15 protein-coding genes are annotated in these 26,707 nt (G+C 61.9%); 10 read left to right on the top strand and 5 right to left on the bottom strand.

Annotation, left to right across the window (positions count from 1 at the left end; genetic code table 11):
- Positions 1 to 83 precede the first annotated feature (83 nt).
- From NFG58_RS20190 to NFG58_RS20165, 6 genes are all read left to right on the top strand, one after another.
- Complete coding sequence (locus tag NFG58_RS20190) at positions 84 to 2,888, top strand: glycosyltransferase family 2 protein (protein WP_348827243.1); 2,805 nt, start codon at positions 84 to 86, stop codon at positions 2,886 to 2,888.
- 55 nt (positions 2,889 to 2,943) lie between these two features.
- The gene (locus NFG58_RS20185; RefSeq protein WP_348827242.1) at positions 2,944 to 3,870 is read left to right on the top strand and encodes a sulfotransferase; all 927 of its coding nucleotides are present in this window, start codon (positions 2,944 to 2,946) and stop codon (positions 3,868 to 3,870) included.
- A gap of 2 nt (positions 3,871 to 3,872) precedes the next feature.
- The gene (locus NFG58_RS20180; RefSeq protein WP_124804635.1) at positions 3,873 to 5,063 is read left to right on the top strand and encodes a glycosyltransferase family 2 protein; all 1,191 of its coding nucleotides are present in this window, start codon (positions 3,873 to 3,875) and stop codon (positions 5,061 to 5,063) included.
- 118 nt (positions 5,064 to 5,181) lie between these two features.
- Positions 5,182 to 6,147 (top strand): sulfotransferase family 2 domain-containing protein, encoded by a 966-nt coding sequence (locus NFG58_RS20175; protein ID WP_045992418.1) that lies wholly within the window; start codon positions 5,182 to 5,184, stop codon positions 6,145 to 6,147.
- A gap of 216 nt (positions 6,148 to 6,363) precedes the next feature.
- Positions 6,364 to 8,679 (top strand): glycosyltransferase, encoded by a 2,316-nt coding sequence (locus NFG58_RS20170; protein ID WP_348827241.1) that lies wholly within the window; start codon positions 6,364 to 6,366, stop codon positions 8,677 to 8,679.
- A 201-nt stretch (positions 8,680 to 8,880) separates the two neighbouring features.
- On the top strand, positions 8,881 to 9,744 hold the full coding sequence (locus NFG58_RS20165; RefSeq protein WP_348827240.1) for a glycosyltransferase: 864 nt from the start codon (positions 8,881 to 8,883) through the stop codon (positions 9,742 to 9,744).
- A gap of 366 nt (positions 9,745 to 10,110) precedes the next feature.
- On the opposite strand, the gene NFG58_RS20160 is transcribed toward NFG58_RS20165, so the two are convergent.
- From NFG58_RS20160 to NFG58_RS20140, 5 genes are all read right to left on the bottom strand, one after another.
- Complete coding sequence (locus NFG58_RS20160; protein WP_222516341.1) at positions 10,111 to 11,454, bottom strand: aminotransferase class I/II-fold pyridoxal phosphate-dependent enzyme; 1,344 nt, start codon at positions 11,452 to 11,454, stop codon at positions 10,111 to 10,113.
- On the bottom strand, positions 11,451 to 18,956 hold the full coding sequence (locus NFG58_RS20155) for an SDR family NAD(P)-dependent oxidoreductase (protein ID WP_348827239.1): 7,506 nt from the start codon (positions 18,954 to 18,956) through the stop codon (positions 11,451 to 11,453). The genes NFG58_RS20160 and NFG58_RS20155 overlap by 4 nt, the downstream gene beginning before the upstream one ends.
- Positions 18,953 to 20,566, bottom strand: a complete 1,614-nt coding sequence (locus NFG58_RS20150) for an LTA synthase family protein (RefSeq protein WP_348827238.1) — start codon at positions 20,564 to 20,566, stop codon at positions 18,953 to 18,955. Before NFG58_RS20150 ends, NFG58_RS20155 begins: the two co-directional genes overlap by 4 nt.
- Positions 20,567 to 20,669: 103 nt before the next feature.
- Positions 20,670 to 21,932, bottom strand: coding sequence for a capsular biosynthesis protein (locus NFG58_RS20145; protein ID WP_222516344.1), 1,263 nt, complete (start codon positions 21,930 to 21,932; stop codon positions 20,670 to 20,672).
- Between the two features lie 415 nt (positions 21,933 to 22,347).
- On the bottom strand, positions 22,348 to 22,947 hold the full coding sequence (locus NFG58_RS20140; RefSeq protein ID WP_231498578.1) for a histidine phosphatase family protein: 600 nt from the start codon (positions 22,945 to 22,947) through the stop codon (positions 22,348 to 22,350).
- Between the two features lie 317 nt (positions 22,948 to 23,264).
- Here NFG58_RS20140 and phnD point away from each other — a divergent pair, with 317 nt between their 5' ends.
- The 4 genes from phnD to phnE (NFG58_RS20120) all read left to right on the top strand — a co-directional run bounded on the left by phnD (position 23,265) and on the right by phnE (NFG58_RS20120) (position 26,701).
- A complete protein-coding gene (gene phnD / locus NFG58_RS20135; RefSeq protein ID WP_083970649.1) occupies positions 23,265 to 24,251 on the top strand; it encodes a phosphate/phosphite/phosphonate ABC transporter substrate-binding protein in 987 nt (328 codons plus the stop codon).
- 70 nt (positions 24,252 to 24,321) lie between these two features.
- Positions 24,322 to 25,107, top strand: coding sequence for a phosphonate ABC transporter ATP-binding protein (phnC, locus tag NFG58_RS20130; RefSeq protein ID WP_045994840.1), 786 nt, complete (start codon positions 24,322 to 24,324; stop codon positions 25,105 to 25,107).
- Positions 25,107 to 25,904, top strand: coding sequence for a phosphonate ABC transporter, permease protein PhnE (gene phnE, locus NFG58_RS20125; protein ID WP_045994839.1), 798 nt, complete (start codon positions 25,107 to 25,109; stop codon positions 25,902 to 25,904). The genes phnC and phnE (NFG58_RS20125) overlap by 1 nt, the downstream gene beginning before the upstream one ends.
- A complete protein-coding gene (gene phnE, locus NFG58_RS20120; protein WP_045994838.1) occupies positions 25,898 to 26,701 on the top strand; it encodes a phosphonate ABC transporter, permease protein PhnE in 804 nt (267 codons plus the stop codon). Before phnE (NFG58_RS20125) ends, phnE (NFG58_RS20120) begins: the two co-directional genes overlap by 7 nt.
- Positions 26,702 to 26,707: the final 6 nt, after the last annotated feature.

Genomic DNA, 26,707 nt, shown 5'->3' with positions numbered 1-26,707 from the left:
TAGAACATGAACCAAGAAGCGGCCCTCCCTCTTCGCAATCACCACACTTGGCTACACTGGCGTTGTCGGCACGCCTGAGGCGAATGCAGACTTCCTTCAGTTGGCGAGCGACCAAACCGCTGAGAGATCTCGGTGGGTTGTATCACAAGTACATCAAAAAATGCTCCCGCATGGACTTGCTGCCGATCCATGAACTGGAGCTGATGACCCGCAATAACAAGGTGGTCTGGGTATCTCGCGGTGGAGATCCACAGTTCCTGCTCACCCCGATCAATCCCGCTGTGCTTCGCCAAGGTGGATGGTTCAGTCTCGAATACGACTTTTCGGCGACTCAGGCAGTGGATCAGTGTCTCTATATTGATTATGGCGATGGTTTCCAGGCAGATATCGTGTGGGCCCGTCATGTGGAAAAGAGCGGCCACCAGAGCCTGGTCATTTACTTGCCGATGGGAACACAGGCATTGCGGCTGGACCCGATGACTCGACCTGGAGAGTTCCGGTTGGAGGATCCGGTGCTGAAAAAGATCGAGACGCCACAGATCCCGCACCCTTGGTCGGGGCTGGATGGATATCTGAAGTGCTGCGAAGGCTGTGAATTTACGCTTGCCGCTGCCCAGCAGCTCGAGCGCCGCCTGGAAGGGGAGTTCCATTGGCGTTCCCACGGTACCGATCCGGCCTTCGTCGTTCGTCATCGCCGAGGTCGAGTCATCGAGCCTGGGTGGTGTCGTATCGAATTTGTTCTCAGTGGCGAGTATCAGCACCAGGTCGCCAAGCTATATATCGATCACGGAGAGGGCTTCAGTGAAACTCACGCCTATCCCATACCCTTCCAGTCAGGGAAACTGGCGACAAGGGTGATTCAGCTTGAGCGAAGTATTGTCAACATACGCTTTGACCCATGGGAGCGGGAAGGAAGCTTCCGTCTGGAGCGACTATGCATCGACAATGTCGATGCCGAAGAGGCTTGGGATGCGATTGCCGGGCGTCTTGTCGAGACTGCTCCTGAGTACATGGACTTGAAAAAGGCCGAGGTCCTTGCGGGAGTGGGTAGATCTGCTCCGGAAACGGATGAAGGTGACGGGACGGCAAAGAAAGCCGAGTTGGCGGATGCCGAGGACGACGCCGCACGCGAGACCCGCCTTCTCGAAGAGTACGCGGAAACCTTTATTGTCAACGAGGCCGAACTCTCCTACCAGAAATGGATAGATGAGGTAGAAGTCAATGGCCTGCCGAGCTCTGAAACCATCCGCAGCTATCTTGAGGGCCTTGAGAGTCCTGCATTAATTTCGGTGTTGGTGCCGGTTTACAATACCGATGAAACGCTTCTGAAAGCTTGCATCGACTCGGTCATCGCACAGTCTTATCCCCACTGGGAGCTTTGCCTTGTGGATGATGCCTCTCCATCACCACATGTCGAAAAAGTACTCAGGCACTATGCCAGCAAAGATAAACGCGTAAAAATACATTTTCGGCCGGATAATGGGCATATTTCCAAGACAACTAATGACGCCCTGTCGATGGCCACTGGTGACTATCTGGCATTGCTCGATCACGATGATGAATTGGCCAGAGATGCGTTGTACTTTATTGCAAAAGAGCTGGAAAAGAATCCCGATGCCCAGTTGATCTACAGTGATGAAGACAAGATCGATGTTCAGGGCATGCGCTGCGAGCCTCACTTCAAGCCAGACTGGAACATCGACCTTCTCTATTCGCAAAACTATGTTTCTCATCTGGGCGTATATCGACGCTCGTTGATCGAGAAAATTGGGGGGTTTCGAGTCGGGGTAGAGGGATCGCAAGACTATGATCTGGTGCTGCGTTGCATACCACACCTGACCGCTGGCTCAATTTCCCACGTTCCCAGAGTTCTCTATCACTGGCGCGCTATCGAGGGTTCGACAGCACTGGCTGAAGAGGGCAAGGATTACACGACCTCAGCTGGTGTAAAGGCGCTGAAAGACCATATTGAAGGAATAGCAGATGGGCGTGCGATTGTAGAGCAGGGGATTGTGGGAAATACCTATCGTGTGCGTTGGCCTATTCCTGAGCCGGCACCGTTGGTGAGCATGTTGATTCCTACGAGAGACAAGAAGGACGTCACAGAGCTGGCAGTGCGCAGCATCCTGGAGAAGTCACGTTATACAGACTACGAGATTATTCTCCTTGATAATGGCAGTGTAGAGCCTGAGACGCATGAATTTTTTGAAAAAATTCAGGCTGAAGACTCCAGGGTAAGCGTTCTCAGGTACGACCACCCCTTCAACTACTCAGCTATCAATAATTTTGGTGCAGAGCATGCCAAGGGAAGCATCATTGGTTTGGTAAATAATGATGTTGAAGTGATCAATGGAGACTGGCTCCGGGAGATGGTTTCTCATGCCTGTCGCGAGGATGTCGGCTGTGTCGGCGCAAAACTATACTATGGGAATGACACCATTCAGCACGCAGGCGTCATCGTTGGGCTTGGCGGAGTAGCAGGGCACTCTCACAAGCACTTTCCTCGAGAGTCCGGCGGTTATTTCAACCGTTTGAAGGTGGTCCAGTCTGTATCTGCCGTGACAGCGGCGTGTCTGCTCGTGAGAAAGTCGGTGTATGAGGAAGTCGGAGGCCTGAACGAACAGGACCTCAAGGTCGCTTTCAATGACGTTGATTTCTGCCTGAAGGTGCTCGATGCCGGGTATCGTAATATCTGGACCCCATACGCTGAATTGTATCACCACGAATCCATCAGTCGTGGAGCAGAAGATAACCCAGAAAAAGTTGCCAGATTCAACACCGAGATAGATTACATGCAGAAGGCCTGGGGAAAAATAATCGAACACGACCCCAGCTACAGCCCTTGCCTCACAAGAAGCCGAGAAGACTTCTCCATCGGAGGTCGTTGATGGCTTTCTTGATGGGTCGTCGTATTCGGAGAAACTACGTATCCCAGGAGGGGACATGCCCAAGAATGATGCCTTGATCAACAAGGGAGTCGTGGTCATAGGGGACCAGGATGACAAGATGCCATCTCCTATCATCGTCATTGGAACCGCGCGAGGCGGGACCTCGATGGTCGCTGGCGTGTTGGCCAAGCTTGGCGTCTTCATGGGCGACCGTGCCTCACACCCTGTGTACGAAGACGTCAGACTTTCCGAGGCTTTCGAAAAGCAGGACATGGCTCAGACAGCTTTGATTGTGAAGGAGTACCAGACCAGGTACACCCGCTGGGGCTGGAAGCGACCTTCCATCATCGACCATCTGGATGAAGTAGACGCTCTATTGCCGAATGCCAGGTATGTGTTTATCTACAAGGATATTCTTTCAATAGCGCAGCGGAATTCTATTTCCATGTTGGCCGAAATTACCGAGGGCATGGACAGAGCGCTGTCACAGTATAGAAAGACGCTTCGCTTTGTCAGGCAGAAGTCTCCGCGTGCCATGCTCGTCTCCTACGAAAAGGCCAGTGCTTATCCCGAAGCCTTTCTTTCCACTCTCGAGTCCTTTTGCGGAATTTCTCCCTCGCAGGAGGAACACCAGACGGCACTGGCCTTTATCGATCCTGAACCAGAAGACTATATAGAGGCAACCCGGATCACCAAGTCACAGGGAAAACTTCTTTCATGTGATTCACGACGTGTCAGCGGTTGGGCGCGCTATGTACACAAGCAACAGCATGCTGAGGTAGAAGTTTTTGTTGATGACCGGTCCGTGGGTGTGGTGGTGGCGAACGAACCGAACCCCGGTGGCGGTGCTCCCGCGAACGAGCCATGTGGCTTCACCTTCACCCTTCCTGCCGGTGAAAGCTTGAGCGAGGACGCCAGTGTCAGAGCCAGAGTAGTGAACGACGTTGTCGATCTTGGCAACTCTCCGGTCAGGGTGGGCTAGAGATGGCGAAGTTCTGTGTTGCCGGTATCGTCCGCAATGAGGTGGATTACCTTGTCGAGTGGGTAGCTTGGCATCGGCTGGCAGGGTTTGGGCATGTCATTCTGGCCGACAACGGTTCCGACGACGGCACCCGCTCTTTGCTCGAAGCGCTGGCAGATCTGGGAGAGGTCAGCCTGCTGTACCAGCCGGTGCTTGAGCGCAGGTCGCAGCAGTTGGCCTATCGTCGCATCCTTGGGCTGGCTCTGGGAAAGCATGACTACGTCATGTTTCTCGATGCCGATGAGTTTCTTGTGCACGAAAGCCAGCGTCACGGTGAGGAATGTCGCGAGCTGGAAAGGCTGGTGGCGTCGGGTGATGTGGGAAGCGTCAGCGTGAACTGGAAATGCTTCGGCTCCTCGGGGCTTGAAGAGGCGCGATCTGAACCGGTACTGCAACGTTTCACCCGTTGTGGCACTGCACCAGGCGCGAGCGCAGATTGTCACACCAAGAGCCTGGTACGCGTCGACCATGTCAAGGCGCCCTATTGTCATTCCTCTACCCTGGTATCGGCCTGGAAATATGTCGATGCCACAGGGGACGTGATCGAGGACTTCGTTGGCTCGCCGGACGGCAGTGGTGAGTCGGACCCACGTGGTGGGCGTACGCGGTCGATCCATCAGGGACCGCTTCGGGTTCACCATTACGCGGTGAAGTCGCGTGAGGAGTTCTCGCGCAAGCGATTGAGGGGGAGTGCTACGCGAGGCGCCAACTTCGACAAGGGCGAGGCATATTTCGGACGTTACGACATCAACGACGTTGCTCATGAGTTCCAGGCCGGCAAGCTTGCCCGCCTGGCTCGGGAGATGTCGGCGCTGAAACAGCGTCTGGCAGAGCACACCGTGCTAGATCGCCCTTTGGTGGGAGCCATCGATCATTTTGACGCCAACGCAGTCTGTGGTTGGGTGACGGACCGCAACGGCAAGGCCAGTGGTCTGGCAGTGAACATCTTCGTCAATGGTGTTCACGCGGGGCGTGCAAGGGTGGGGTTCTATCGACCCGATCTACGACGTTCCGGCAAATCCGTGGATGGTTATTGCGGGTTTCGCTGGCTGCATCCGGCGCCTTTGAAAGAAGGCGATCATGTGACCGTTTCTCTCCATGCCAATGCTTCAGTGCTGGTGGGGGGGAGTGATCTTGTTGTCGGCACATCGTGACGCGTCTGGAGTGTGGAGGTGGCTCCGCCACCGGATCCCGTGTCGTCTTCCCCTATCCCTTTTGCCACGCCGCGCCGCAGGACTGATTCCTGCGGCGCTTTTGTCAGGAGACTCCACCATGAAACCCTTGTTTTTCGTACATATACCCAAGACGGCGGGAACCAGTTTTCGTCACGGTGCTGAGCGCGCCTTTGGCTTCGACAAGATCGTCTATGACTACGGCCAGGATGCATCTCAGACCAGCGTCCTGACACGCGAGTGCATGTATGGCGAGTCCCCCGATCCTTGGCGCCTGTATCGCAGGAGCCTGGACAACCAGGCGATGATGCTGGCAGGACACGTCACCGCGGCCAAGTATGTCCCGCTGTGTGGCGTCGATCGCGCGGTGACCTTTGTTCGCGAACCGTTGCAGCGGGCGGCTTCCGAGTATTCGCACTTTCAGCGGATTCATCAGTACAAGGGCAGCTTCCGCGACTTCATGAAGATTCCTCTGATGCTTGATCGCCAGTCGAGCATCTTCAAGGGGGTCGATGTCGAGGCGATCGGGATGGTCGGCTTGACCGAACGCTACTCGGAGAGCCTGGAGTTGATCAATGCTCGCTTTGGCATCGATATCGCCCAGCGTGAGGACAACCGGGGGAAGCCGCAGGTGGGCGAATTGCATGACATCGCGCCGGAGGATGAACAGGAGTTCCGCAAACTCAACCCGCTGGATCTGGCGCTCTACGAGCGTTGTCGCAAGCTATTCGAATCGCGCATCCAGCTCTATCGCGACAATCTCCCCTTTGCTCACGCTCGACTGACGCAGTTCGATGCCGAGCGGGTGGGGGGGTGGGCCTGGTGGGAAGGTGGTGCTGATACCCCGGTGGACGTCGAAGTCTGGGTCAATGACGAACATCGCGACACTGTGTCGGCCACCCAGCTCCGTCCGTCCATGGCTCGTTTGAAGCTTCCCCGTGGCGGCTATGTCGGCTTCCAGCTGAAGGTGAATCTGTCTGCGGGTGACAGGGTCCAGTGTCGTGTTGCCGAGACCGGACAATGGTTCCCGCCGGGGCCGCGTCGAGTCGCTGTGGCCAGCAACTGAGCGGCGGGTATGGAAGGTGCCAATCGAGGTGGCGGAACACGATCGTGGCTGAAAGGTCTTCTCGAACTATGCCACCTGGTCGTTCAGCCTCAGCGACACTGGCAGCCTCATCATGGCCTGAGACAGCAGGCGAGTGGAGGGGACTGGGAGTGGGAGTCGCTGGATGAAGACCCCCAGTTCCTGCTGTGTCGGCACCTACCGTTGCCTGGCTGGCATATGGTGGAGCTGGACCTGGACCACGACCAGCATAGCGTTGCTGTCAGGCTTTACTTCGATACGGGGGAAGGCTTCAGTGAAGACGAGTCGTTGACCCTTCCGCTCAAGGGTGGACGTATTACCAAGCGGTTGATCTACGTGAAGCGACGACTGCGCCGGTTGAGATTTGACCCGATGGAGTCGCCGGGATACTTTGCGATCCGCCACTTTCGCGTCGTCTGGCTCTCCCCCTGGTTCGCGCATGATCGCCTGAGCCAGCGTCTGGTCAATATGCACCATCGCTGGCGTGATGTGTCGAAGCAGGAAGTGCTGGGAGTGCTTCGCCACCGCGCCCTCCAGGACGGTACCTGTTGGCGCGACCTTGCCCTGTCGGACTACGAGGAAACGTTCGAACGATTCTGCTCGGGTCGAAGCTATGTGCAATGGCTGCGTGAGCGCGGATGGGATAAGAATTCGGATAGCAGTTCAGATAGTAGTTCGGATAGAAGTTCGGATGATTGCGACAAGACCTCTATGGTCTCGGCGCTCGAAGGTGGGTGGCGTTCCAGGAATAGAAGAGCTGAGCTGGACGAGATTCGTGGTGGGCTTGACGGGTGGCGAGGCAAGGATGAACGCCGCCGTAGCCTGGCGCTCGAGCGTCGCTGTGCTGCTGCCGAGCGAGCTGCGCAGTCATGTGTGGACACCGCAGTAGCAGCCAGGACGGATACATTCAGGCCGATTGTGTCGATCTTGCTGCCGGTACATGATCCTGCGCCGGAACATCTGAAAGACTGTCTCGAGTCTGTGCTTCGCCAGGACTATGATCATTGGCAACTCTGTATCGCTGATGACGCCTCCAGAAACCGCGAAGTCATAGCGTTGCTGGAGCAATTTGAGGCTCGTGATTCTCGAATAGTTCTGCGTCGCCAGAAAACTAATGGCCATGTCTGTGAGGCCTCCAACGCGGCCTTGAGCATGGCCGCTGGGCCCTACGTGGCGCTACTGGACCATGATGACCTGCTGACTCCGTGTGCCTTGAGCTATGTCGCCGAGGCGCTGAGTCGCTCACCACGACCGGTGCTGGTGTACAGCGACGAAGACAAGGTGGATCAGCGTGGTGTGCGCTGCGAACCTCACTTCAAGCCCTGCTTCAATCCTGATCTGCTGCTGGCCCAGAACTACATGGCGCACTTGAGTGTCTTCGACACCGCGCTGGTACGGCAACTGGGAGGTTTCCGCAAGGGGCTGGAGGGCAGCCAGGACCATGATCTGGCCCTGAGAGTCTGTGCCCACACAGAGCCTGATCGCATCGTCCATATTCCCAGGATTCTCTATCATTGGCGTGCCAGTCCCGGCTCCACGGCCATGACCAGCAACGCCAAGGATTATACGTCCCGTGCAGGGCTGCGAGCGGTCGCCGACCATCTGGCACGAAGCAGTCCCGGTGCCACCGTCGAGCTTGGGCGCCTGCCCAATACCTATCGTGTCCGCTGGCCTCTGCCGGATCCGCTCCCGCTGGTCAGCCTGATGATCCCTACGCGTGATCGTGTCGATCTGTTGGCACCATGCGTCGATGCGATCCTGTCTCGTACCCGCTATTCCAGGCTTGAGGTGCTGATCCTCGACAACGGGACGCGATGCGAGGAGACACTGGCTTATCTGGCCGAGATCGGCAAGGGAGACCCCCGGGTCAGGATTCTGGCCTGGAACCATCGCTTCAACTATTCCGGCATCAACAATTTCGGAGCGTATCACGCACGTGGTGATGTGCTCGGACTTATCAATAACGATATTGAACCCATCAACGAAGAGTGGCTCGAGGAAATGGTGCGGCACGTCGTGCGGCCGGAGATCGGTTGTGTCGGCGCCAAGCTCTATTATCCCAACGATACCATCCAGCACGCCGGTGTCGTGTTGGGTATCGGGGGCGTTGCGGGCCACGCTCACAAGTATTTCAGCCGCCATGCCAACGGGTATTTTTCTCGCCTGGCGCTAGCGCAGAATTACTCTGCGGTGACCGGTGCCTGCTTGTTGATCCGCAAGGCGCTCTATCGGCAGGTGGGCGGCCTCAACGCGCGAGATTTGCCGATCGCTTTCAATGATGTGGACCTGTGTCTAAAGGTTCGGGAGGCGGGTTATCGAAACGTATGGACGCCCGACGCTGAACTCTATCACCACGAATCCGAGTCGCGTGGTGCCGATGACAATGCCAGCAAGCGAGCCAGGGCCATCGGAGAGGTACTCTACATGCGCCACACCTGGGGTGAGCAGCTTGATCGGGATCCGGCCTACAACCCCAATCTGACGCTGGTTCACGAGGATTTTTCTCTGCGTTGAGAGGCGTTCACCATGGCCCGGGGTTCTGGCATTTGTGGTTCTCGCTGGCTGTTGCTGAGTGATGGGGCTCTGCCCACCGAGGACATCTACTTCATGGCGACGGCTGCGCCCTGGCTTCGCTATGCAGGTGCGACAGTGACTCGCCTTGATACCCGTCGGTGGGCGTCTCCTCTGCTGTGCTGGCCCTGGCTGGATCGCACCTTGGCCGGGGCACAGATCATCGTTTGTCGAAGCCTGTCCGAAGCCTGGATCGATCTGCTGGAGACGCGACGAGCTCAGGTCGCCAGCGTGCATTACCTGCTGGATGATGATCTTGATGCTGCCGCCAGGGATCCTGGCTTACCGATGGACTATCGTGAGCGTATGGGGTGGGTGTCGCGCCGGATTATGCCCAGGCTACTGGTCCTGGCCGACGAAGTCGTCGTACCAAACGAGGAGCTGGCGGCACGAATCAGGCCGCGCCACTCCCGGGTGGTGACGCTGGCACCTGCGCTGCTTTTTTCCCCGGAGATGGCCACCCCCGAGGCAACATCGACGGGATGGCGATTGGGTTACCACGGTACGCGGGCCCACCGGCGGGATCTGGAGCAAATCAGCTCGGCACTGGTCAGCGTTCTCGAGGCCCACTCTGGTTTGATGCTGGAAGTGGCAATGGGGCGCTACACTCCGCAATCCTTGCGTGAGCATGATCGTGTGGGCGCGCTCGCGCCCATGGCCTGGCATACCTATCTGAGGCACTTGAAAGGATCGCGGTTGCATCTGGGGCTGGCTCCCTTGTGGCCGACAACGTTCAACACTGCCAAGTCCCATATCAAGTTTCTGGAGATTGCCGCCATGGGGGGTGTGGGCCTCTTCAGCAGGCGTGCCCCCTACAGCAATATCGTGAGCGACGGGGAAGATGGACTGCTGGTCGATGATGATCCCGCGGATTGGCAGCGCTGCCTCGTCCGGTTGCTGGAGTCTCCACGGGAAACCCATCGCATGGCCCAACGGGCGTTGGAAAAGGCCCGGGATATCGGCAGTGCGGCCCACCACCATGCCTTCTGGGGTGAGCGTCAGTGCTGAAACAGACAACAGTTTCCAAGGGAGCAAATGCTGTATAGACAACAGTGATTGGTGCTTTCTTCTCTCCTTCTCTCCTTCTCTCCTTCTCTCCTTCTCTCCTTCTCTCCTTCTCTCCTTCTCTCCTTCTCTCCTTCTCTCCTTCTCTCCTTCTCTCCTTCTCTCCTTCCTCCCCCCTTCCTTTCTAACCTCCTTCCTTCCTAACTTCCTTCCTTTCTTACTCTCTCTTTCTCTCTTCCTTATCTAGCCCTGCTTCCTGTTCTTTCATTGAAGCTTGGTACCTATCCCTATCCCTATTCCCTCTCCCCATCCGTGGCCGCCGCTCGCTATCTGTTTTTGTGGCTGGGCTGCCTGCAAGGTGGGGGAGCGTCAATCTGAGTTGATCAGCCCTCCCAGGGCCGACAGGGTCTGATCGATCTGGTCCGGCTGGTGCTCGCAGCTGACAAAGAAGCGCAGCCGAGCGCTACGTTCTGGCACTGCAGGGTGCAGGATGGGTTGCACATTGATACCCGCCGCCAGCAACGCATGGGACAGCTTGGCTGCCCTGGCGGAGCTGCCGAGAATAAGTGGCACGATGGCATGTCCCTCGCTGCTGCCGGTATTCAGCCCCAGGGACTGGATACCGTCCAGCAGACGTCGAGCGTTCTGCGTCAGCCTGGCGGTTCGCCAGGGCTCTTCCTGCAGCACTTGCAGAGCGCGGCGTGCTGGTGCGGCCAGTTGCGGTGCCAGCCCGACGCTGTAGAGAAACCCTGGCGCAAGGTAGCGCAGCGTATCCACCAGTGCTTGGCACCCGGCGATATAGCCTCCGCAGGAGGCAAGGGATTTGCTCAGGGTGCCCATCCAGATGTCTACATCTCCCGGAGCCACTCGGCAATGCTGGTGAAGACCTAACCCGGTTGCCCCCAACACGCCAAGCGAGTGGGCTTCATCCACCATCAGCCAGCAGTGGTGCCTGCGCTTCACCTCAACGAAACGTGCCAGGTCCGGGGTGTCACCGTCCATGCTGTAGTGGCCTTCGATTACCACCAGTACGCGCTCGAAGCGATCGCGATGGTCGAACAGCAGACGATCCAGGGCTTGGGCATCGTTGTGGGGGAAACTCATGCGAGTGGCGCCGGATACGCTGGCGCCCACCACCACACTGTTGTGGATCAGGCTGTCGTGGATGATCAGGTCCCTGGTGCCCACCAGCATGGCGATGGTGGAGACATTGGTAGCGTGGCCGCTGACGAAGGCGAGCGCATCATCACTTTGGTAGCAGTGTGCCAGCTCACGCTCCAGGGCCCCGTGAAAGGGGCGTTCGCCGGCGACAATGCGACTGGCCGATACCGAGGTGCCGTAGTACTCGATCGCCTGATGGGTGGCGTCCAGGACACGTCGATCGCCGGCCAGGCCGAGATAGTCGTAGTTTGCAAAGTTGATGACGTCCTGATCGCCGAGTCGGCTGGTAGCCCCCGCCCTACGCTGATGACAGCGAAAGAAGGGGCTGGTGATACCGAGGGAGTCCCCTAGCGTCCTCATCATGGCGATGCGGCGATAGCCTTCGAGGCTGCGGAAGTCGGTGGTTGTGACGAGTGTTTCGGTCAGCGGGTAGTGCTCTGAGGTTGAAACAGCGCGGTCGATGGGCGTTGCCTGGGCATGACGAGCGCTGTCGATCGCCCTGGCCTGGTTGAGCAGGCGGTCTTTCAATGCCTTCCGGTCATCAGGATTCATGTCACCTCGCGTGCAGGAGCAGGAGGGGAGACTGCGTGGCTGTAGGCCAGCGCAGCGTGTTCGTCGGTTGCATCGAGCTCGGGGCTTTCCAGCAGGTCGCAGATCAACAGGGTGGTGCGATGCAGGGTCGCGGCGTCGGCGAGGGCCAATGCGGACACCTTCACGCCAAGCCGGGTCTCGATGGCCGATACCAGCTCGACGGCCATCAGCGAATCGAAACCGAACTCGGAGAGCCTGCGCCCACTGTCGATGCGTTCCGGGTCCAGCATCAGGATGCTCGCCAACTGTCGACGCAGGATGGCTTCGACGGCCTTGCGGCGGGACGATTCATCGAGCGCCGATAGATCGAGGTCGTCGTTGCTACTTGCCTGGCGGTCCGCTTCACCGGAGTTCTGGCGCAACTCGATAAAGCGCCGCTGGATGAAGCCATGGTCGATGGCACCGATGACGGCGGCGTTGCTGACGCCTGCCGCGAGTGCTCGTTCCAGCGCGTCCAGCGCCTGCTCTGCGCTCAGCTGCCCACCCCCCATACGCTGGGACAGGGCCTGACGCTTGGTCTGGTGACGAGCCAGAAAGCCGGTGTCCTCGATGATGCCCAGGCTCAGGCAGGTGGCGGGTTTCCCCGCCTGACGGCGCCGCACGGCCAGCGCTTCCAGGCCAAGGTTGGCCGCCACATAGGCGGACTGCCCGGGACTTCCGAACAGGGTGGTGGCCGAGGAGTAGAGCACAAAGTGCTGCAGGTCGTGATGGCGGGTCAGGCGGTCCAGCAGGATGGCGCCCAACAGCTTGGGGCCGAGTACCGCGTCCAGCTGCTCGCGAGTCAGCTGTCGCGCGAGGCCGTCTTCGATGACGGCGGCGGCGTGAATGACGCCACGCAGCGGTGGGCGCCGGGAACCGCATTCCTCGATCAGTCCAGCCAGGGCCTGCTCATCGGTGACGTCCAGCGCTGGCGCTTCTACCGTGACGCCCTGTCTTTCCATGGCGGCGATAGCGGCACTGGCCTCCGGGCTGCTGACGCCCGAGCGACTCAGCAGCAGCAGATGGCGAGCGCCGCGCCTCACCAGTCGCTCTGCACTGGCCAGGCCCAGGCCGGACAACCCACCGCTCACCAGGTAACAGCCTTCGGTATCCAGCGCCATGCAAGCCGGATTGGTAGAGCTATTGGTGGTGTTTCTCGGACCGCCATGCGGGTGCATGGTGGTCTTGGAGGCTGAGCCTGTGCGGAGTGTGTCAGGAGACGGACTGGCAGCGGCTGAAGGGTGCGTCACGATGATCTTGCCGATATGCCGCGCCTGCTGCATATGGCGGAAGGCCTCGACCACTCTGGTGGTCGTGAAGGTGGTATAGGGCAGGGCGCTGAAGGCGCCCTCGGCAAAACGGTCCATGACCTGTCGGAACAGTTGGCGGGCGAGCGCGGGACGATGTGACAGCAGTTGATCGGAGTCGATGCCGAAGTAGCTCAGGTTGTGACGGAAGGGGCGCAGCCCCATCGGGGTATCCTGGTAGAAGTCTCGCTTGCCAAGCTCGAGAAAGCGCCCGAAAGGCGCCAGCACACGCAGGTTCTGATGGATGGCGTCGCCGGACAGGGAGTTGAGCACCACATCGACACCCTGGCCATCGGTGTCTGCGAGGATCTGTTCGGCGAAGGCCAGGCTGCGTGAGTCGTAGCAGCGCTCGGCACCCAGCAGTGTCAGCAGATCACGCTTGTGCGGGCTGCTGGCGGTGGCCAGCACTTCAGCCCCTCGCCACCGGGCCAACTGTACGGCAGCCAGACCGACACCGCCGGCAGCGCCGTGTATCAGCACCCGTTCCCCGGGCGATAGCCGAGCCAGATGCTCGAGGCTGTACCAGGCGGTGAGAAACGCCGTGGGCAACCCGGCAGCGGCCACCGGGTCGAGACCTGTCGGCACCCTGGCCAGCGAGTCGGCCTCGACCACCAGATGGTTAGAGAAACAGGCCGACCCCAGCCCGACCACCGGGTCACCAATATCGAACTGGGTGACCCCTTCGCCCAGCGCCTCGACGATACCGGAGAACTCGAGCCCCAGGGTGGCGCCGGAAAAGCCCTGCTCGAGCGCCTCATCGGTGAGCACGCCGAGAGCATACATGACGTCACGGAAGTTCAGACCCGTGCCCAGGACCCTTACTCGGACCTGGTCCTTGGCGAGCGTCGACCGTGCCGGGTGGGCTCGCCACTGCAGGCGCGAGAGCTGACCGGGATGAGCGATTTCCAGGGTCACCCTGGACGCTACTCGGTCTGGCGTGGGGGGTGGTGTGAGCGCTGGCGGTGTGTCGGCGACAGGACGCACGCGCAGTGCCCGGCGATGTCCGTGGTGGTCGATGACCACCTCATCCTCGCCATCGTCGTGATGCAGATCCTGCGCCAAGGCCACCAACGCCGCTTCTCCCGAGGCCAGGTCGACCAGCCGTACGCGGGTGTTCGGCAGTTCGTTGTCGAGGGAGCGACAGCCCCCCCACAAGCCAGCCTGGTACAGGTCGATATCGGGGGTATCAGCGCCGAACAGCGCGGCGACATCGCGAGTCACCACGACCAGCGTCCCGTGGCGATCCGCCAATGTCCTTGCCCAGTCACCCAGTCGCTCAAGGGCATCCAGGCCCGCCTGGTGGGTCTCGAGGTCACCGCCTGTCTGCCGAGACGGTACGGCGGCTCGCAGGTCGACAACTTGCGGGGCGACCACTTTCCGGGCACTCGGCGCTTGCTGCGCGTTCGAGGCGCGCGCTGAGGTGACCTCCGCAAGCGAGGACGGGGCGGCAAGCGTCAACTCGAGATCATTGTATGTCACGCAGCGGGTAGCACCCGAGGGCATGTGTTGTACAAGCCGCTCACCCAGAGCACGACTGGCAGCATCCACCACCAGCAAGGTGGCTGCGTCGCGCTGTGCAAGAGGCTCGTCCGAACCGGTCTCGGTGGTGGGGCGAGCGCTTGCCGAGGGCACGGCACTCAGCAGAGTCGGAAGATGGGAGGCCTCTGTCGGGGGACGCGCCTCGACGCTGAACCCGGCCTGGCTCAGGTGGTGGCAGATCGCCTCGACAGTGGCCGGTCTGGCGTCAGGACGCAGGGAGCCCAGCGCTCGCCACCACCCTGTAGGGGGCAGGACCAGTATCAGCAGTTGCCCGTGCGGTGCCAGGCGCGCCGTGGCCTTGTCGATTGCCTCGATGCTGACCTCGAGATCCGTCGGTGTGCTCACCACCCAGGCCAGCTGGGCGCCGGGGGCGGTATGGAAGGGGGGCAGCGATGCGGCACCGTTGGACGCTTCGATCAGCGGTTGGGTGCGTTGGCTGGAGCCATCATTTGGGGGCAGGATGTCCACCATGAGGCGATCGGGGTCCAGTGTCTGGCTCAACGCCTCGCCCAACCGAGGCGCCGCGCATCCCGCCTCGACCAGATGCAGCCGTTGTGCCGAGGGTAGCGTCGACAGGATCCGGGAAACGCTGGCGAGAACCTCGTCGTGCAGGGCCTGCCACAACGCTTCCGGGATCAGCGAAGCGGCGTCGAGGGTCAGCCCTTCGATGTGCTCGACCGAGCCCTCCAGCAGGCCGGGAAGATGCAGGCCAAAACGCCCGAGTGAGCCAAGCAGAGGGAACTGCCGAGGGTACTCCGCCAGCAGCAGGCGCCAGATATCGACCGCCGCAGGAGACGCTTGCACCTCCGAGGAGGTCACTGTCGCGCCTGTCGGGTACTGAGCCAGAAGTCGACGGTAGAGTTCATTATTGCCGAGGCCGTCGCCTTCGATATCGGGCCGAGCGGCGACGAAGGCCTCCTCGAGCCAGGCAACGTTGAGACGCTCGAACAGCAGGCTGAGCTCCTCCAGGTCGCGCCCCACTGGGCCTGACATGATGCCGGCAAGGGCATTGGCCAGTCGCCTGCCTTCTTCGCCCAAGGGGGTAGGTACCAGTGGCGCCGGGGTCAGGCGGGTGGTCAGCCACTCGGTGGACGAGGAGGTTGGCAGGGCTAGTGGCGTTGTCGCGAAGCGGACCTCCTCGAGGGCAGCAACGCAACGATGCTTGCGGTACAGCCAAAGGTCGGCGGTGAAGGAGTGTGGTGAGCGTCGCGTAATGACGGCGCGGGCGTGGGTCGGTCGACCGCCGTCCTTGTCGAACTGCATGCGCGACAGGCGCACGGGCAGGTAGCCCTGCGTCGGCGGCGTCTGAGCGTTGTTCATCAGTGGCAGGCACAGTTGCAGGGCGCCATCGAGCAGACCGGGTGGCAACCACCAGCAAGGAGTGTCTTCACTGACGGTGAACTCGCCGATGGCTTCATCGTCCTGGCACCAGATCCGGCCCAGGCTACGGTACTCGCCGCGGTAGTCGAGCCCCATCGACCTGGCGAGCGCCAGGTGGGCGTCGCTGTTTATGCAGGCCTTTTTATCCAGCCAGGTCTCGCCATCCAGGTGCTCCTCACTGGCCGGCTCAAGCGGAGGGGCCGAACGCAGCAGACTGCCCTGGCAGGCAGGGGCCAGGCGGGCGCTGAGGTGTAACTGCCAGGCGGCTGCCGGGTCGAGGTCGCGTACCGTCAACTGAACACGCCCCTGATCGGCCAGGGTGAGCCGCGCCAGCTTGCCCACAGAGGCGTCCAGTACCAGCGGCGCCAGGATCTCCAGGTCGTTGATTTCGAAGGTGGTGTCTGGCGACGAAGTGATGGCGGCAGCCAGTACCATCTCGACGTGCGCCGCTGCGGCCAGCACCGGTGTCTCCCCGACCCGGTGGTCCGCGAGAGCGGGCTGCGTGGCAACACTCAGACGCTGGATCCACGTCGACTCGTCCGGGGCCTGGCGAGCCCCCAGCAGGGGATGTTCGTCACGCTGCTCCAGCGGGTTGTGGCCCAGGCCACTCGGGCGGGTCCAGTGGTGGCGACGTTGCCAGGGGTAGGCGGGGAGTTCGATGGGGGCAAGGGGCCGTTCGAACCAGGGGGAAAAGCCATCCAGGGCTCCACTGAGCCACAGACGCGCCCGTGCTTCGGTGAGTTCGTCCAGGGCCCGGCCCTGGCGTGTCAGGGTAGCGATATGCAGGACCTGATGCCCCCGCAGGCGACACTGCTCCTCGATGTATCGCTTCAACAATGGATGGGCGCCGATTTCCACCAGCACCGAGTCACCGCGATCGATCAGCGACTCGATGGCCTGGCGAAAGCGCACAGGCGCCCGCAGGTTTTGCCACCAGTAGTCAGCGCCGAGGGGGCGGTGGGTCTCGCCACCCTCGACGGTGGAGATCATCGGCAAGCGTGGAATTGATCCGTCCAGATCGGCAAGCGCCTCGAGCAGCGGGGTCTTCAAGCCATCCAGCAGTGGGCTGTGGAATGGGTAGTCCAACGCCAGGCGAAGGTATCGATGGCCCGCGGCCCGCAAGGCGTCTTCCAGTTCGGCCAGCGCCGGCAACGGTCCCGCCAGCGTGACATTCCCTTCGCTGTTGTCCCCGGCCAGGGAAATCTCGGCGAAGCGTGGCTGTGCGAGCCAGGTGGCGATGGTGTCAGCGGAGCAGGACACCGCGGTCATGCCTCCCTGATGACGGATCTTGCCCTGCAGGCGGCTGCGGTGGGCAATCACGGTCACCGCCTCAGCCAGTGATAGTGCGCCGCAGGCCCAGCCCGCCGCGACCTCACCGACGCTGTGACCGACCACCGCGGTGGGCGTGATCCCCGCCTCGTCAAGCCAGGCGGTGATCCCGACCTGAATCGCAAATAGCGCCGGTTGGGCCACCACGGTGTCTTCGAGCAGGGCCGGATCATCGCTGCTGGCCAGTACCTCGAGCAACGAGAAGCCGGCGATGGGCAGGAAGTGCTCATCCACCCGCGCGACGGTATCGGCGAAGGTGGGACTGGTCGAGAGCAGGTCACGCCCCATGCCAAACCATTGGCACCCATTGCCGGTGTAGACGAATACCGGCCCCTGGGGCGCATCCAGGCGTCGCTGGCGCCACACCCTGGGGGCGCTGCTGTGGGGAGCGGTCGTCGTGTCCTTCAGCGAGTCCAGGGCCGCCTTGGCCTCGTCATGGTCCCGCACCAGGGTCAGCGCCTGTTCGTCAAGGCGCTCGCGGTGGTGAACCAGGGTCCAGGTCAGGGCATCGAGGGCTGGCTGGTGCGTTTCGAGGTGGTCGCTTAGCCGACTTGCCAGTGCAGCCAGCGCTTCCTCGTCGTGGGCCGAGACAAGCAGCGGTAGCGGCTGCTCGAAAGAGACTCGTGGCGTCGGTCGCGATCGCACCAGTGACGGTGGCGGCGGCGTGGTCAGCACTACGTGGGCGTTGGCCCCCCCGAAACCGAAGCTGTTGATACCGACGGTTAAGGGGCCGCTTTCGGGGAGCGTCCGCGGTGTCAGCACCACGTCCACATTGGCCTCGTCGAGGTGCAGCTCAGGATTGAGGCGATCGACACCGATGGTGGCGGGGACGAAGCGCTGGGTCAGGCAACCCAGCGCCTTGTAGAGTCCGGCGATGCCGGCCGCTGTCTCCAGGTGGCCGATGTTGCTCTTGACCGAGCCGATCGGCAATGGGTGGTGACGATGTCGCCCAAGGGCCTGGCCGATGGCGGTGACTTCGATGGGATCTCCGACGGCGGTGCCGGTCCCATGGGCTTCCAGGTAGTCCAGTCCGTCGGGATCGATCCCCGCCCGGGCGTAGACCTCGGTCAACAGTTGGGCCTGAGCCTGAGCGCTGGGTACCGTGAGTCCTGACTTGTGTCCGTCGGTATTGGTGCCGCTGGCGGCGACTTCGGCGAGGATGGGGTCGCCGTCCGCGAGCGCCTGATCGAGCGCCTTGAGCACGAAGATGCCGGCCCCTTCCGAGCGCACGTAGCCGTCCGCGTCTTCGCTGAACACGCGACAACGGCCTCGCGGCGACAGCATGCCGGCCTTGGAGAAGGCGACGAAGCCGAAGGGATGCAGGTGCAGGCTGACGCCGCCGGTCAGGGCGGTGTCGCATTCACCGGCGCGAATGGCCTGACAGGCCTGATGAAAGGCTACCAGGGAAGACGAGCAGGCCGTGTCGATGGCCATGCTGGGTCCCTTGAGATCGAACACGTAAGACAATCGATTGGCGGCGATGCTGAAGGTGTTGCCGGTGGCGAACAGATTGCCCAGAGAGGCCAGGTCGGCGGTATGCCGATAGGCGAAGTCAGGACTGGAGATGCCGATATAGACCCCGCAGCGGCTACCGCGCAGGCGCGAGGGGGGGACGCCCGCGTGCTCGAGCGCTTCCCAGGTCAGCTCCAGCAGCAGGCGCTGCTGGGGATCCATGGTCGCCGCTTCCCTGGGAGAAATTCCGAAGAAGTCGGCGTCGAAGCCGCCGATGTCGCCGAGTGATCCGGCGGCGAAGGTCACGCTGGTACCGGGCGAACGACGGTCGGGATGATAGAACCGGCGCCAGTCCCAGCGCGATGCATGCACCTCTGTGACCAGATCCCGACCCGCCAGCAGGCTCTGCCACAGGGTTTCTCCGGGGACTCCAGGAAAGCGGGTAGCGTTTCCGATGATGGCGACGCGCCTGGTCATAGCGGTTCCTTGCAATGGCGGTGGAGGGAGCGCCCGAGGGAGCCTGTGGCGACGGTCGTGGTCTGGCACCCGATGGTGTGGAGCAGTGCTTCGGCCAGTTGCGACAGGTCGGACGGTGGCTCCGGCCGTCGTGTGGTCTGGGGTCGGTTGCTCCAGATCATGAAAGGCGTTGTTCCATCGGGCTCTCCGTGCCAGCGATAGCTGGGAGACAGGATAGGGACGTGGTCGCCATAGGCGCACAACAGGCCCGGGCGCGATTGCCTGGTGAGGGTCGCCGCCAGGGCGCCGAGCATGGCGTCGGTATTGGCCAGGTGATGGAGATAGATATCGAGTTCGTGGGTCACGGCCATGGGGCGCGAGGCGTCGGCAGCGAGCCAGCGCAGTGGATCGGGCGCTGGCTCCAGCAGAAAGGGGCCGTGGCTTTCCATGGTGATCACGAACACCATCAGTGGGCGCGGGTCTGGATCATCCAGGGCTTGTGTGACCCGCCTGGCGAGCTCGACGTCGGCGATGAAGGGGCCATCTCGACGGCAATGCCTGAAGCTTTCGATGTCCTCGAATGCCTGAAATCCCAGCCGAGGCATGACCTGGTCGCGCTGGTAGAAGTCGCCGGGGTAGGGGTGCAGCACCAGTGTGCGGTAACCCAGGTGAGCGCAGGCACTGGCCAGACTGGGAACCGGCTGGCGGGACAGCTGACGATAGGGATTGAAGCGATGCATGCCCAGAGCATCCTCGTCCAGCCCGCACAGAAAGGCCGTTTCGCTGCGTATGGTGTTGGCGCCCCAGGCCGGCACCTTGAGGTAGCCGTGGGTGATGGACTGCTCGTTCAGGCGATCCCAGTGGGCGAGCACATCCAGGGGTATCTGGTCGTACCAGGGGCGTGGATCGAAGAACGACTCGCCCTGGACAATCACCAGGTGTGGCAGTGACTCCTGGGAGACTGGTGATGGCGGTTGGCGCAGGAGCGCTGGAGCCTGGGTGGTGTCGATGGGGGTATCGGGGAAGCGGGCGTAGGCCCAGAAGCAGCTCCACAGTCCCAAGTGGTGGTGGTCTTGGCACGGAACCAGGGAGGCCGCCGGGAGTCGCCGCAGGCCAAGCCCCAGAGCAGTGGCTGGCCCCAGTGCCAGGCCGCCCAGCAGCAGCGCCATGGAGGATAGGGAGAGCTGATCCAGCAGCCAGGGTTCGAGGAAGACGAAGACCGACACCGCCATCAGGGCGGCGAGGCTGGCACCCAGGGCCAGGCCGATACCGAAGAACGGCAGGTAGAGCCTTGGATGTCGGATGGCATCGAGGAAGTACTCGAAGTCCTGCACCAGGAAGGGCTCCTTCAGGCTCTGCCACTTCGCCTGATGGCTGCGCTGCACCACCCATTGCAGGGTAAGCACCGTGGCCAGGGCCAGCGCACCTCGTTGCAGCACCGCTACGGCTAGTACGTAGCACAGCCCCCAGGTGCCCGCATGGACCAGCCAGGGGGCCGGAGGGAGGTCGCGCCAGTTGCCCAAGCCTCGACAGCCTATGGCGTCCATGGCGAGGCTTAGTCCCGTGCCGAGGGGGAGTCCCAGTACGCACAGGATGAACGCCAGGTCTCGGGACGCGATCCACGTCAGCATCGGCGGTCAGAAAGAAGCGGGCCAGCGAGCCGAGCAGCTACGACGTGCCGCGAGTCGGCCCCTGAAACCGCCAAAGCCGTATCTGGCACGGGGAAAACAAGGGTCAGGCGGCGGCGGGCAGGCATGACAGTAACTCCTCCAGGGGAGAGCGTTCGGCGACGAGTCGCCTGGCGCTGTGGTGCACACCGAGACGAATACCGAGGCGGCAGTAGAAGCTGCCGTTGAGCTGAACGGTTCGCAGCAGGGTGGTCCTGAGCGCCTGATACAGGGCGGCGTTCGGTGCCGGTGGATCGTGCCAGAAGCCCGCGGGGACCCGTTGCCGGCCTGTCGCCAGTCCGGGCATGGTGTAAATGGCTTCGCCCAGGGTCAGCAACGGACAGCCGTGCTCCAGGGCCACGAAACCGGAAGTACTGTTGACGGTGATGGCGCCAGTGGCGCCCGGCAGGAGGTGATTGAGGTCACCGCCCTCGATGAACAGTACCCGCCGGTCGATACCCAACTCTCGTGCCAGTCGGCGAGCGCGACGATGGTGTGCGCTGAGGCCGGGGTCGAGAGGGTGGTTCTTGATCAACAGACGTGTCCGGGCCGGCGCGTCGCGAGCAAAGGACGTCATGGTTTCTTCGAGTACCCGGGCCATGTCGGGAAAGGGCGAGTGGCAGCGGATCTGGGCGTCGCTGTCCAGTTGCAGCAACAACACGAAGTAGGGCGCTGGCGCCGAAAGAAATGCCATGATGCGGTTAGCTTCAAGGCCAGCCAGCAGGCGTTTGCGCGTCAGTTGCTGCGCATAGGCGGCGTACTCCCGGGGAGCGCTGACCGGGGCGTGGCCGCGATAGCCCGGGAACAGCAGAGGGTTAAGGACGCCTGCCAGATGGTAGATCACGTCGTGGGTGGCACGGGTCAAGAAGGGACTGATGCAAGGAACGGGAGGCTCTGCCGGCCCAAGACAATGGGCGGCCTCGAAGACCCAGGCCGGGTCCCTGGGAAAACGGGAACATCCGTTGACACCTTGGGGCTCCAGGGTGATCCAGTGGGGACGCAGGTAGCCTTCCTCGAATACATGGACCCGCAGCCGTTGACGCTCTGCGGCCTGAACAGCGAGCCGATGCAGAGGGCGCTGGTCGCCGAAGACCACCAGGTCGGAGATTCCCCGTTGACCGAGAAAATCATCGATCAGCTCGCCAAAGCCTGCGGCGTCGCCACGGTAGCGTTGGCCCCCGAGGCGCCAACGATAGAGCAGGTCTCCACCACACAGGTCGAGCACATGAACACCGTGTCCCTGGTCAGCAAGGGTGCGAGCCAGTTGCGTGAAGAAGGGAGAGCATGGCCCCTGAAGCAGCAGAAACTGACGCGCCTTGAACGGGCCCATGTTCAGACCTCGCCCCCATGCACAAGAGACGCCGGGCGTCGACTCAGGAAAAGAAATGAAGATGCCATCATGCGGACGGGTGGGCTCCTGTGGCAATGAGGAGCATGGGGAATGATCGTTCTCAAGCACCGCTCAAGATCATTTGCCAAGCATTAGTTGAATGGGTCTTTCAGAGGTTACGAGGAACATAGCACGTGCCCCGCCGAGTCCGGCTGACGAACTTCGCAGCGTCGAGCCGGGGAAATGGAAAACTTGCCCACAGTCATTACAGGTGGCATGTAGCGGCACAGCGCCACGGTTCATGGGGGGAGCGGCGGCTTGTCAAGAGCCTATCCACAGCGGGTGGAGAACTTTTCCACCGAGTTGTTCACAGCCCTGACAGGGGCGGCTGCAAGAGAGGGGCTGCGAGCGGTGATCAGCGAGCGAAGATCAGCGGCCGGACATCTGCCGGTGCCAGCGGTGGTTGGCTTCGATGCTCGCTCAATGGACTTCCGCTGGCTGCGGTCAGCAGGATCTGCAGGGGGTCACCATGGCCGACCAGCAGGATGGTGGCATCATCGAAGCGCTGTTCCAGCGAGATGATCAGGTCGATGAGTCGGCGGGAGACGTCGCCGACGCTTTCGACGCCGTGGGTGCGGTGTTCGGCATTCTCGCTATCCATTGCCCAGACGTCCGCGTAGGCCGGGTCCGGCCCCTGGTCGTAGTCACCGAAGAAGCGCTCTCGCAGGCGCGGTTCAGGGTGTGGGGTGACGTTGAAGTGTTGCCCGACCAGTGCTGCGGTTTCGGTGGTGCGCAGAAAGTCCGAATGGAAGACCTGGTCAGGCGCGGCCAGGTGCCAGCCGGTCAGCCGTTCGTGCAGCTGTTCCTGCCCCTTGGGCGAAAGACCGTAGCCCTCGAGTCCCTGCTCGGGGGAGGAAACGATCAGGCCCATGGCATTGGCCTGGCTATGGCCGTGGCGCATCAGCAGGTAGTGATTGCGGCAGCGTGGAAAGTCGTTGGCCTCAACGTTTGACATAAAAGTGTCACCTCCTAGATTGAACTCAACGATGTTTGTTTTCGAACATCGCTGCGTCGCTGGCGCTCGTCTTCGCACTTGGCAGAGCCTTCAGCCCATGTGATAGAGCCTTCAGCGTAACGCGGGAAGTCTTCAGCCCATGTGGCAGAGCCTTCAGCGTAACGAGTGAAGCCTTCAGCCCATCTGACAGAGCCTTCCCCAAGTCGCCAGTCGTCGACCGCCAGGCTGTCCGCTGCCGCCGGGACCCGCGATGTCGGCGCGAGAGGCCGGGGTCGATTCCCACCCTATAACAAGACTCAGCATAGGTGAGCCACGCCATGACACAACGCTCAAGCCGGGGACGTCAGGTCCTCAACGCAGGTCTCCTGCTCACTTTCGGCGCTGTTGCATCCGTCGCTGTCGCGGAGGATTGCCCCCGAGGTGATCTGGATGCGCTCTACTGCGACCGCAATGGCGATCTGGTGGCCGACCCGCCCGCCAATCAGGACGAACTGGTCGACCCCGACACCCTCATCTTCGCCTACACCCCGGTGGAAGACCCCGCCATCTATGCCGATATCTGGGAGCCCTTCATCGATCACCTCCGGGAGGTGACGGGCAAGGACGTTCGTTTCTTCGCGGTCCAGTCGAACTCGGCCCAGGTCGAGGCCATGCGCAGCGGGCGTTTGCATATTGCAGGTTTTTCCACCGGCCCCACGCCCTTCGCCGTCAACCTGGCCGGCGCCGTTCCCTTTGCCTTGATGGGCTCCGACGACGGACGCTTCGGCTATACCCTGCAGGTCTACACCCAGGCCGATTCGGATATCCAGTCGCTGTCCGACCTGGCCGGCAAGCGGGTCGCCCACACCTCACCCACCTCGAACTCGGGCAATCAGGCGCCGCGTGCGCTGTTCCCCGAGGAAGGCGTGGTGCCGGACGAGGACTACGAGGTGGTGTATTCCGGCAGTCACGACCAGTCGATGCTGGGAGTGGTAGCGGGTGACTACGACGCTGCACCGGTGGCGTCCGAGGTGGTGGAGCGCATGGCCGCACGGGGGCTGTATGACGAAGACAGCGTGCGCATGATCTTCGAGTCCCAGCCCTTCCCCACCACCTCCTATACCTACGCCCATGACCTGGCGCCGGATCTGGTCGAGCGCATCGAGGAAGCCTTCTTCAGCTTCGATTTCGCCGGTACCGCGCTGGGTGAGGAATTCGAAGGCGTCGAGAAGTTCATCCCGATCACCTACCAGGACCAGTGGGAGGTCATTCGCACCATCCAGGCCTCGAACGGCGTCAGCTACACCGCCGACAATCTGGAGTGACGACAGGGTATCCCAGGGACAGGAGGGCCGGCGCACGGCGCTCGGCCTTCCCGGGGAACGAGGATGTGCAATGCTCGAGATTAGCCAGCTGGTCAAGCGCTATGGCCACGATGACCCCGTGCTCAAGGGGCTGGATCTGCGCGTGGAAGGCAACTCCGTGGTGTCCATCGTGGGGGCGTCCGGGGCGGGCAAGAGCACCTTGCTCCGCTGCATCAATCGGCTGATCGAACCCACCTCGGGGTCGATCAGGCTCAATGGCCAGGAGTTGTCCAGCCTCAAGGGCGCACCACTGCGCCAGGCCAGGCGGCGCATCGGCATGGTCTTCCAGGGCTTCAACCTGATCGACCGATTGACGGTGATGGAGAACGTGCTGGCCGGTCGGCTTGGCTACGTCGGCTTCTTTCAGGCATGGCGGCGGCGCTTCCCGCCGGAGGATATCGAACGCGCCTTCCACCTGATGGAGCGAGTGGGCATCGCCCAGTACGCCAACAAGCGCGCGGACGAACTGTCCGGCGGCGAACGCCAGCGCGTCGGGGTCGTCCGAGCCTTGATGCAGGAGCCGGACATTCTGCTGGCCGACGAGCCGACCGCCTCGCTGGACCCCGTCACCAGCGAGCAGATCATGAAGCTGATGAGAGCCCTGGCCAGCGAGCTGTCATTGCCGGTGCTGATCAACATTCACAATGTGGCCCAGGCCAGGGCCTACACCGAGCGTATCGTCGGCTTGCGCCACGGTCGCATGATCTTCGATGGCACGCCGGAGCGCTTTGATGCCGCAGCGCTGGAGGAGATCTACGGTGGCATCGAGGCCCCGGACGAGACCTCCGCATCGACCGTCGCGGAAGGGGAACGCTGATGGTCAACGACAAGGCTCGGACCTGGCGCAAGCCGCCCTTTATCGCCAGTCCTGTGGTGCGCCTGCTGCTGGCGCTGGGCGTGTTGGGTTACCTGGGCTGGGCTCTGGCCACCCTGCCGTTCGACTGGGAGCGGATCAGCGATGGGCTGCCGCGGGCCGCGCGCATCTTCGGCGGCGGCTTTCCGCCCAGCTTCGAGCGCTTCGAACTGCTGCTGACCGGCTTCAAGGAAAGCTTCCAGATTGCCCTGCTGGCGACTCTGCTGGGGGTGGCACTGTCGATCCCCTTTGCGGTGATGGCGGCGCGCAATATCGCCCCGCGTCCGGTCTATCTGGTGGGGCGAGCGGTGATCATCGTGTCGCGCAGTTTTCACCCGGTCATCGTGGCGATTCTGTTCGTCAAGGCGGTGGGGTTCGGACCCCTGGCCGGGATCCTGACCCTGACGCTTTATTCCATCGGCTTTGTCGGAAAACTGCTGGCCGAAGAGATCGAGGAGATCGACTGGGGGCAGGTGGAGGCCATGAGGTCGGTCGGTGCAGGGTTCATGTCCACGTTGCTGTACGCCGTCTTCCCCCAGATCCTGCCACGCCAGCTGGGGCTTTCCATGTATCAGCTGGACAGCAATCTGCGCGCCTCGGCGGTGGTCGGTATCGTCGGCGCCGGTGGTATCGGTGGCACCCTGATGAACGCCTTCGGGCGCTACGACTATGACTTTGCCTTCGCCATCCTGCTGGTGATCATCGCGGTGATTCTGGTCAGTGAGGGCATCAGTGGCTGGGTCAGGAGACGACTATGGTAGCGACGCCGACAGAACAACGGGTATGGCAGCGCTACAGCCGACGGGAGCGCTGGACGCGCTTCGTGCTGCTGTTGCTGGTCGTGGCGGTGTTGAGCTGGGCGGCCAGGGATGTCGATATCTTCTGGCCCTGGGTGTGGGATGCGCCTGCCCAGATCTACAGCCTGGCCGACCGCATGTGGCCACCCGACCCGCGGCGCCTCGGCGAGATCGTCGAGGCATTGGTCGAGACCGTCCATATCGCCACCCTGGCCACGTTCTCGACGATCTTTGTGGCCCTGCCCGTCGCCTACCTGGCGGCCCAGAACACCACGCCCAATCGTGCCTGCCTGTGGTTTGCCCGTTTCGTGCTGGTGGCCAGTCGTTCGGTCAATACCATCATCTGGGCGCTGCTGTTCGTGGCGATCTTCGGCCCCGGCGTGCTGGCGGGCATCCTCGCGATCATGTGTCGCTCCATCGGTTTCGTCGGCAAGCTGATGGGCGAGGCCATCGAGGAAATCGACCGACGGCCGGTCGAAGCGATGGAAGCGGTGGGCGCCAGTCGGCCCAAGGTCATCCTCTACGCGGTGGTGCCTCAGGTCGTTCCGGCCTTCTTTGCCGTGATCATCCTGCGCTGGGACATCAATATTCGCGAGTCCACCGTGCTGGGGCTGGTCGGGGCCGGCGGTATCGGCGTTATCCTCCAGGGGGCCATCGACACCTTTGCCTGGCCGACGGTGGCCACCATTCTCTGTGGCATCGTCATTCTGGTGTTGCTGGGAGAGGTGTTGACCGGATGGTTGAGAAGCCGGGTGCTTTAGGGCTTG

The sequence above is a fragment of the Halomonas sp. RT37 genome, from assembly GCF_040070525.1.
GTDB lineage: Bacteria > Pseudomonadota > Gammaproteobacteria > Pseudomonadales > Halomonadaceae > Halomonas > Halomonas litopenaei.
The sequence above is the reverse complement of the archived record's forward strand: the minus strand, read 5'-3'. Positions and strand labels throughout refer to the sequence as shown.

Coding starts and splice junctions, on each gene's coding strand:
- NFG58_RS20190 (WP_348827243.1), top strand. CDS start 84: ATGCAGACTTCCTTCAGTTGGCGAGCGACCAAACCGCTGAGAGATCTC.
- NFG58_RS20185 (WP_348827242.1), top strand. CDS start 2,944: ATGCCCAAGAATGATGCCTTGATCAACAAGGGAGTCGTGGTCATAGGG.
- NFG58_RS20180 (WP_124804635.1), top strand. CDS start 3,873: ATGGCGAAGTTCTGTGTTGCCGGTATCGTCCGCAATGAGGTGGATTAC.
- NFG58_RS20175 (WP_045992418.1), top strand. CDS start 5,182: ATGAAACCCTTGTTTTTCGTACATATACCCAAGACGGCGGGAACCAGT.
- NFG58_RS20170 (WP_348827241.1), top strand. CDS start 6,364: ATGGTGGAGCTGGACCTGGACCACGACCAGCATAGCGTTGCTGTCAGG.
- NFG58_RS20160 (WP_222516341.1), bottom strand. CDS start 11,454: ATGAATCCTGATGACCGGAAGGCATTGAAAGACCGCCTGCTCAACCAG.
- NFG58_RS20155 (WP_348827239.1), bottom strand. CDS start 18,956: ATGACCAGGCGCGTCGCCATCATCGGAAACGCTACCCGCTTTCCTGGA.
- NFG58_RS20150 (WP_348827238.1), bottom strand. CDS start 20,566: ATGCTGACGTGGATCGCGTCCCGAGACCTGGCGTTCATCCTGTGCGTA.
- NFG58_RS20145 (WP_222516344.1), bottom strand. CDS start 21,932: ATGGGCCCGTTCAAGGCGCGTCAGTTTCTGCTGCTTCAGGGGCCATGC.
- NFG58_RS20140 (WP_231498578.1), bottom strand. CDS start 22,947: ATGTCAAACGTTGAGGCCAACGACTTTCCACGCTGCCGCAATCACTAC.
- phnD (WP_083970649.1), top strand. CDS start 23,265: ATGACACAACGCTCAAGCCGGGGACGTCAGGTCCTCAACGCAGGTCTC.
- phnC (WP_045994840.1), top strand. CDS start 24,322: ATGCTCGAGATTAGCCAGCTGGTCAAGCGCTATGGCCACGATGACCCC.
- phnE (WP_045994839.1), top strand. CDS start 25,107: ATGGTCAACGACAAGGCTCGGACCTGGCGCAAGCCGCCCTTTATCGCC.
- phnE (WP_045994838.1), top strand. CDS start 25,898: ATGGTAGCGACGCCGACAGAACAACGGGTATGGCAGCGCTACAGCCGA.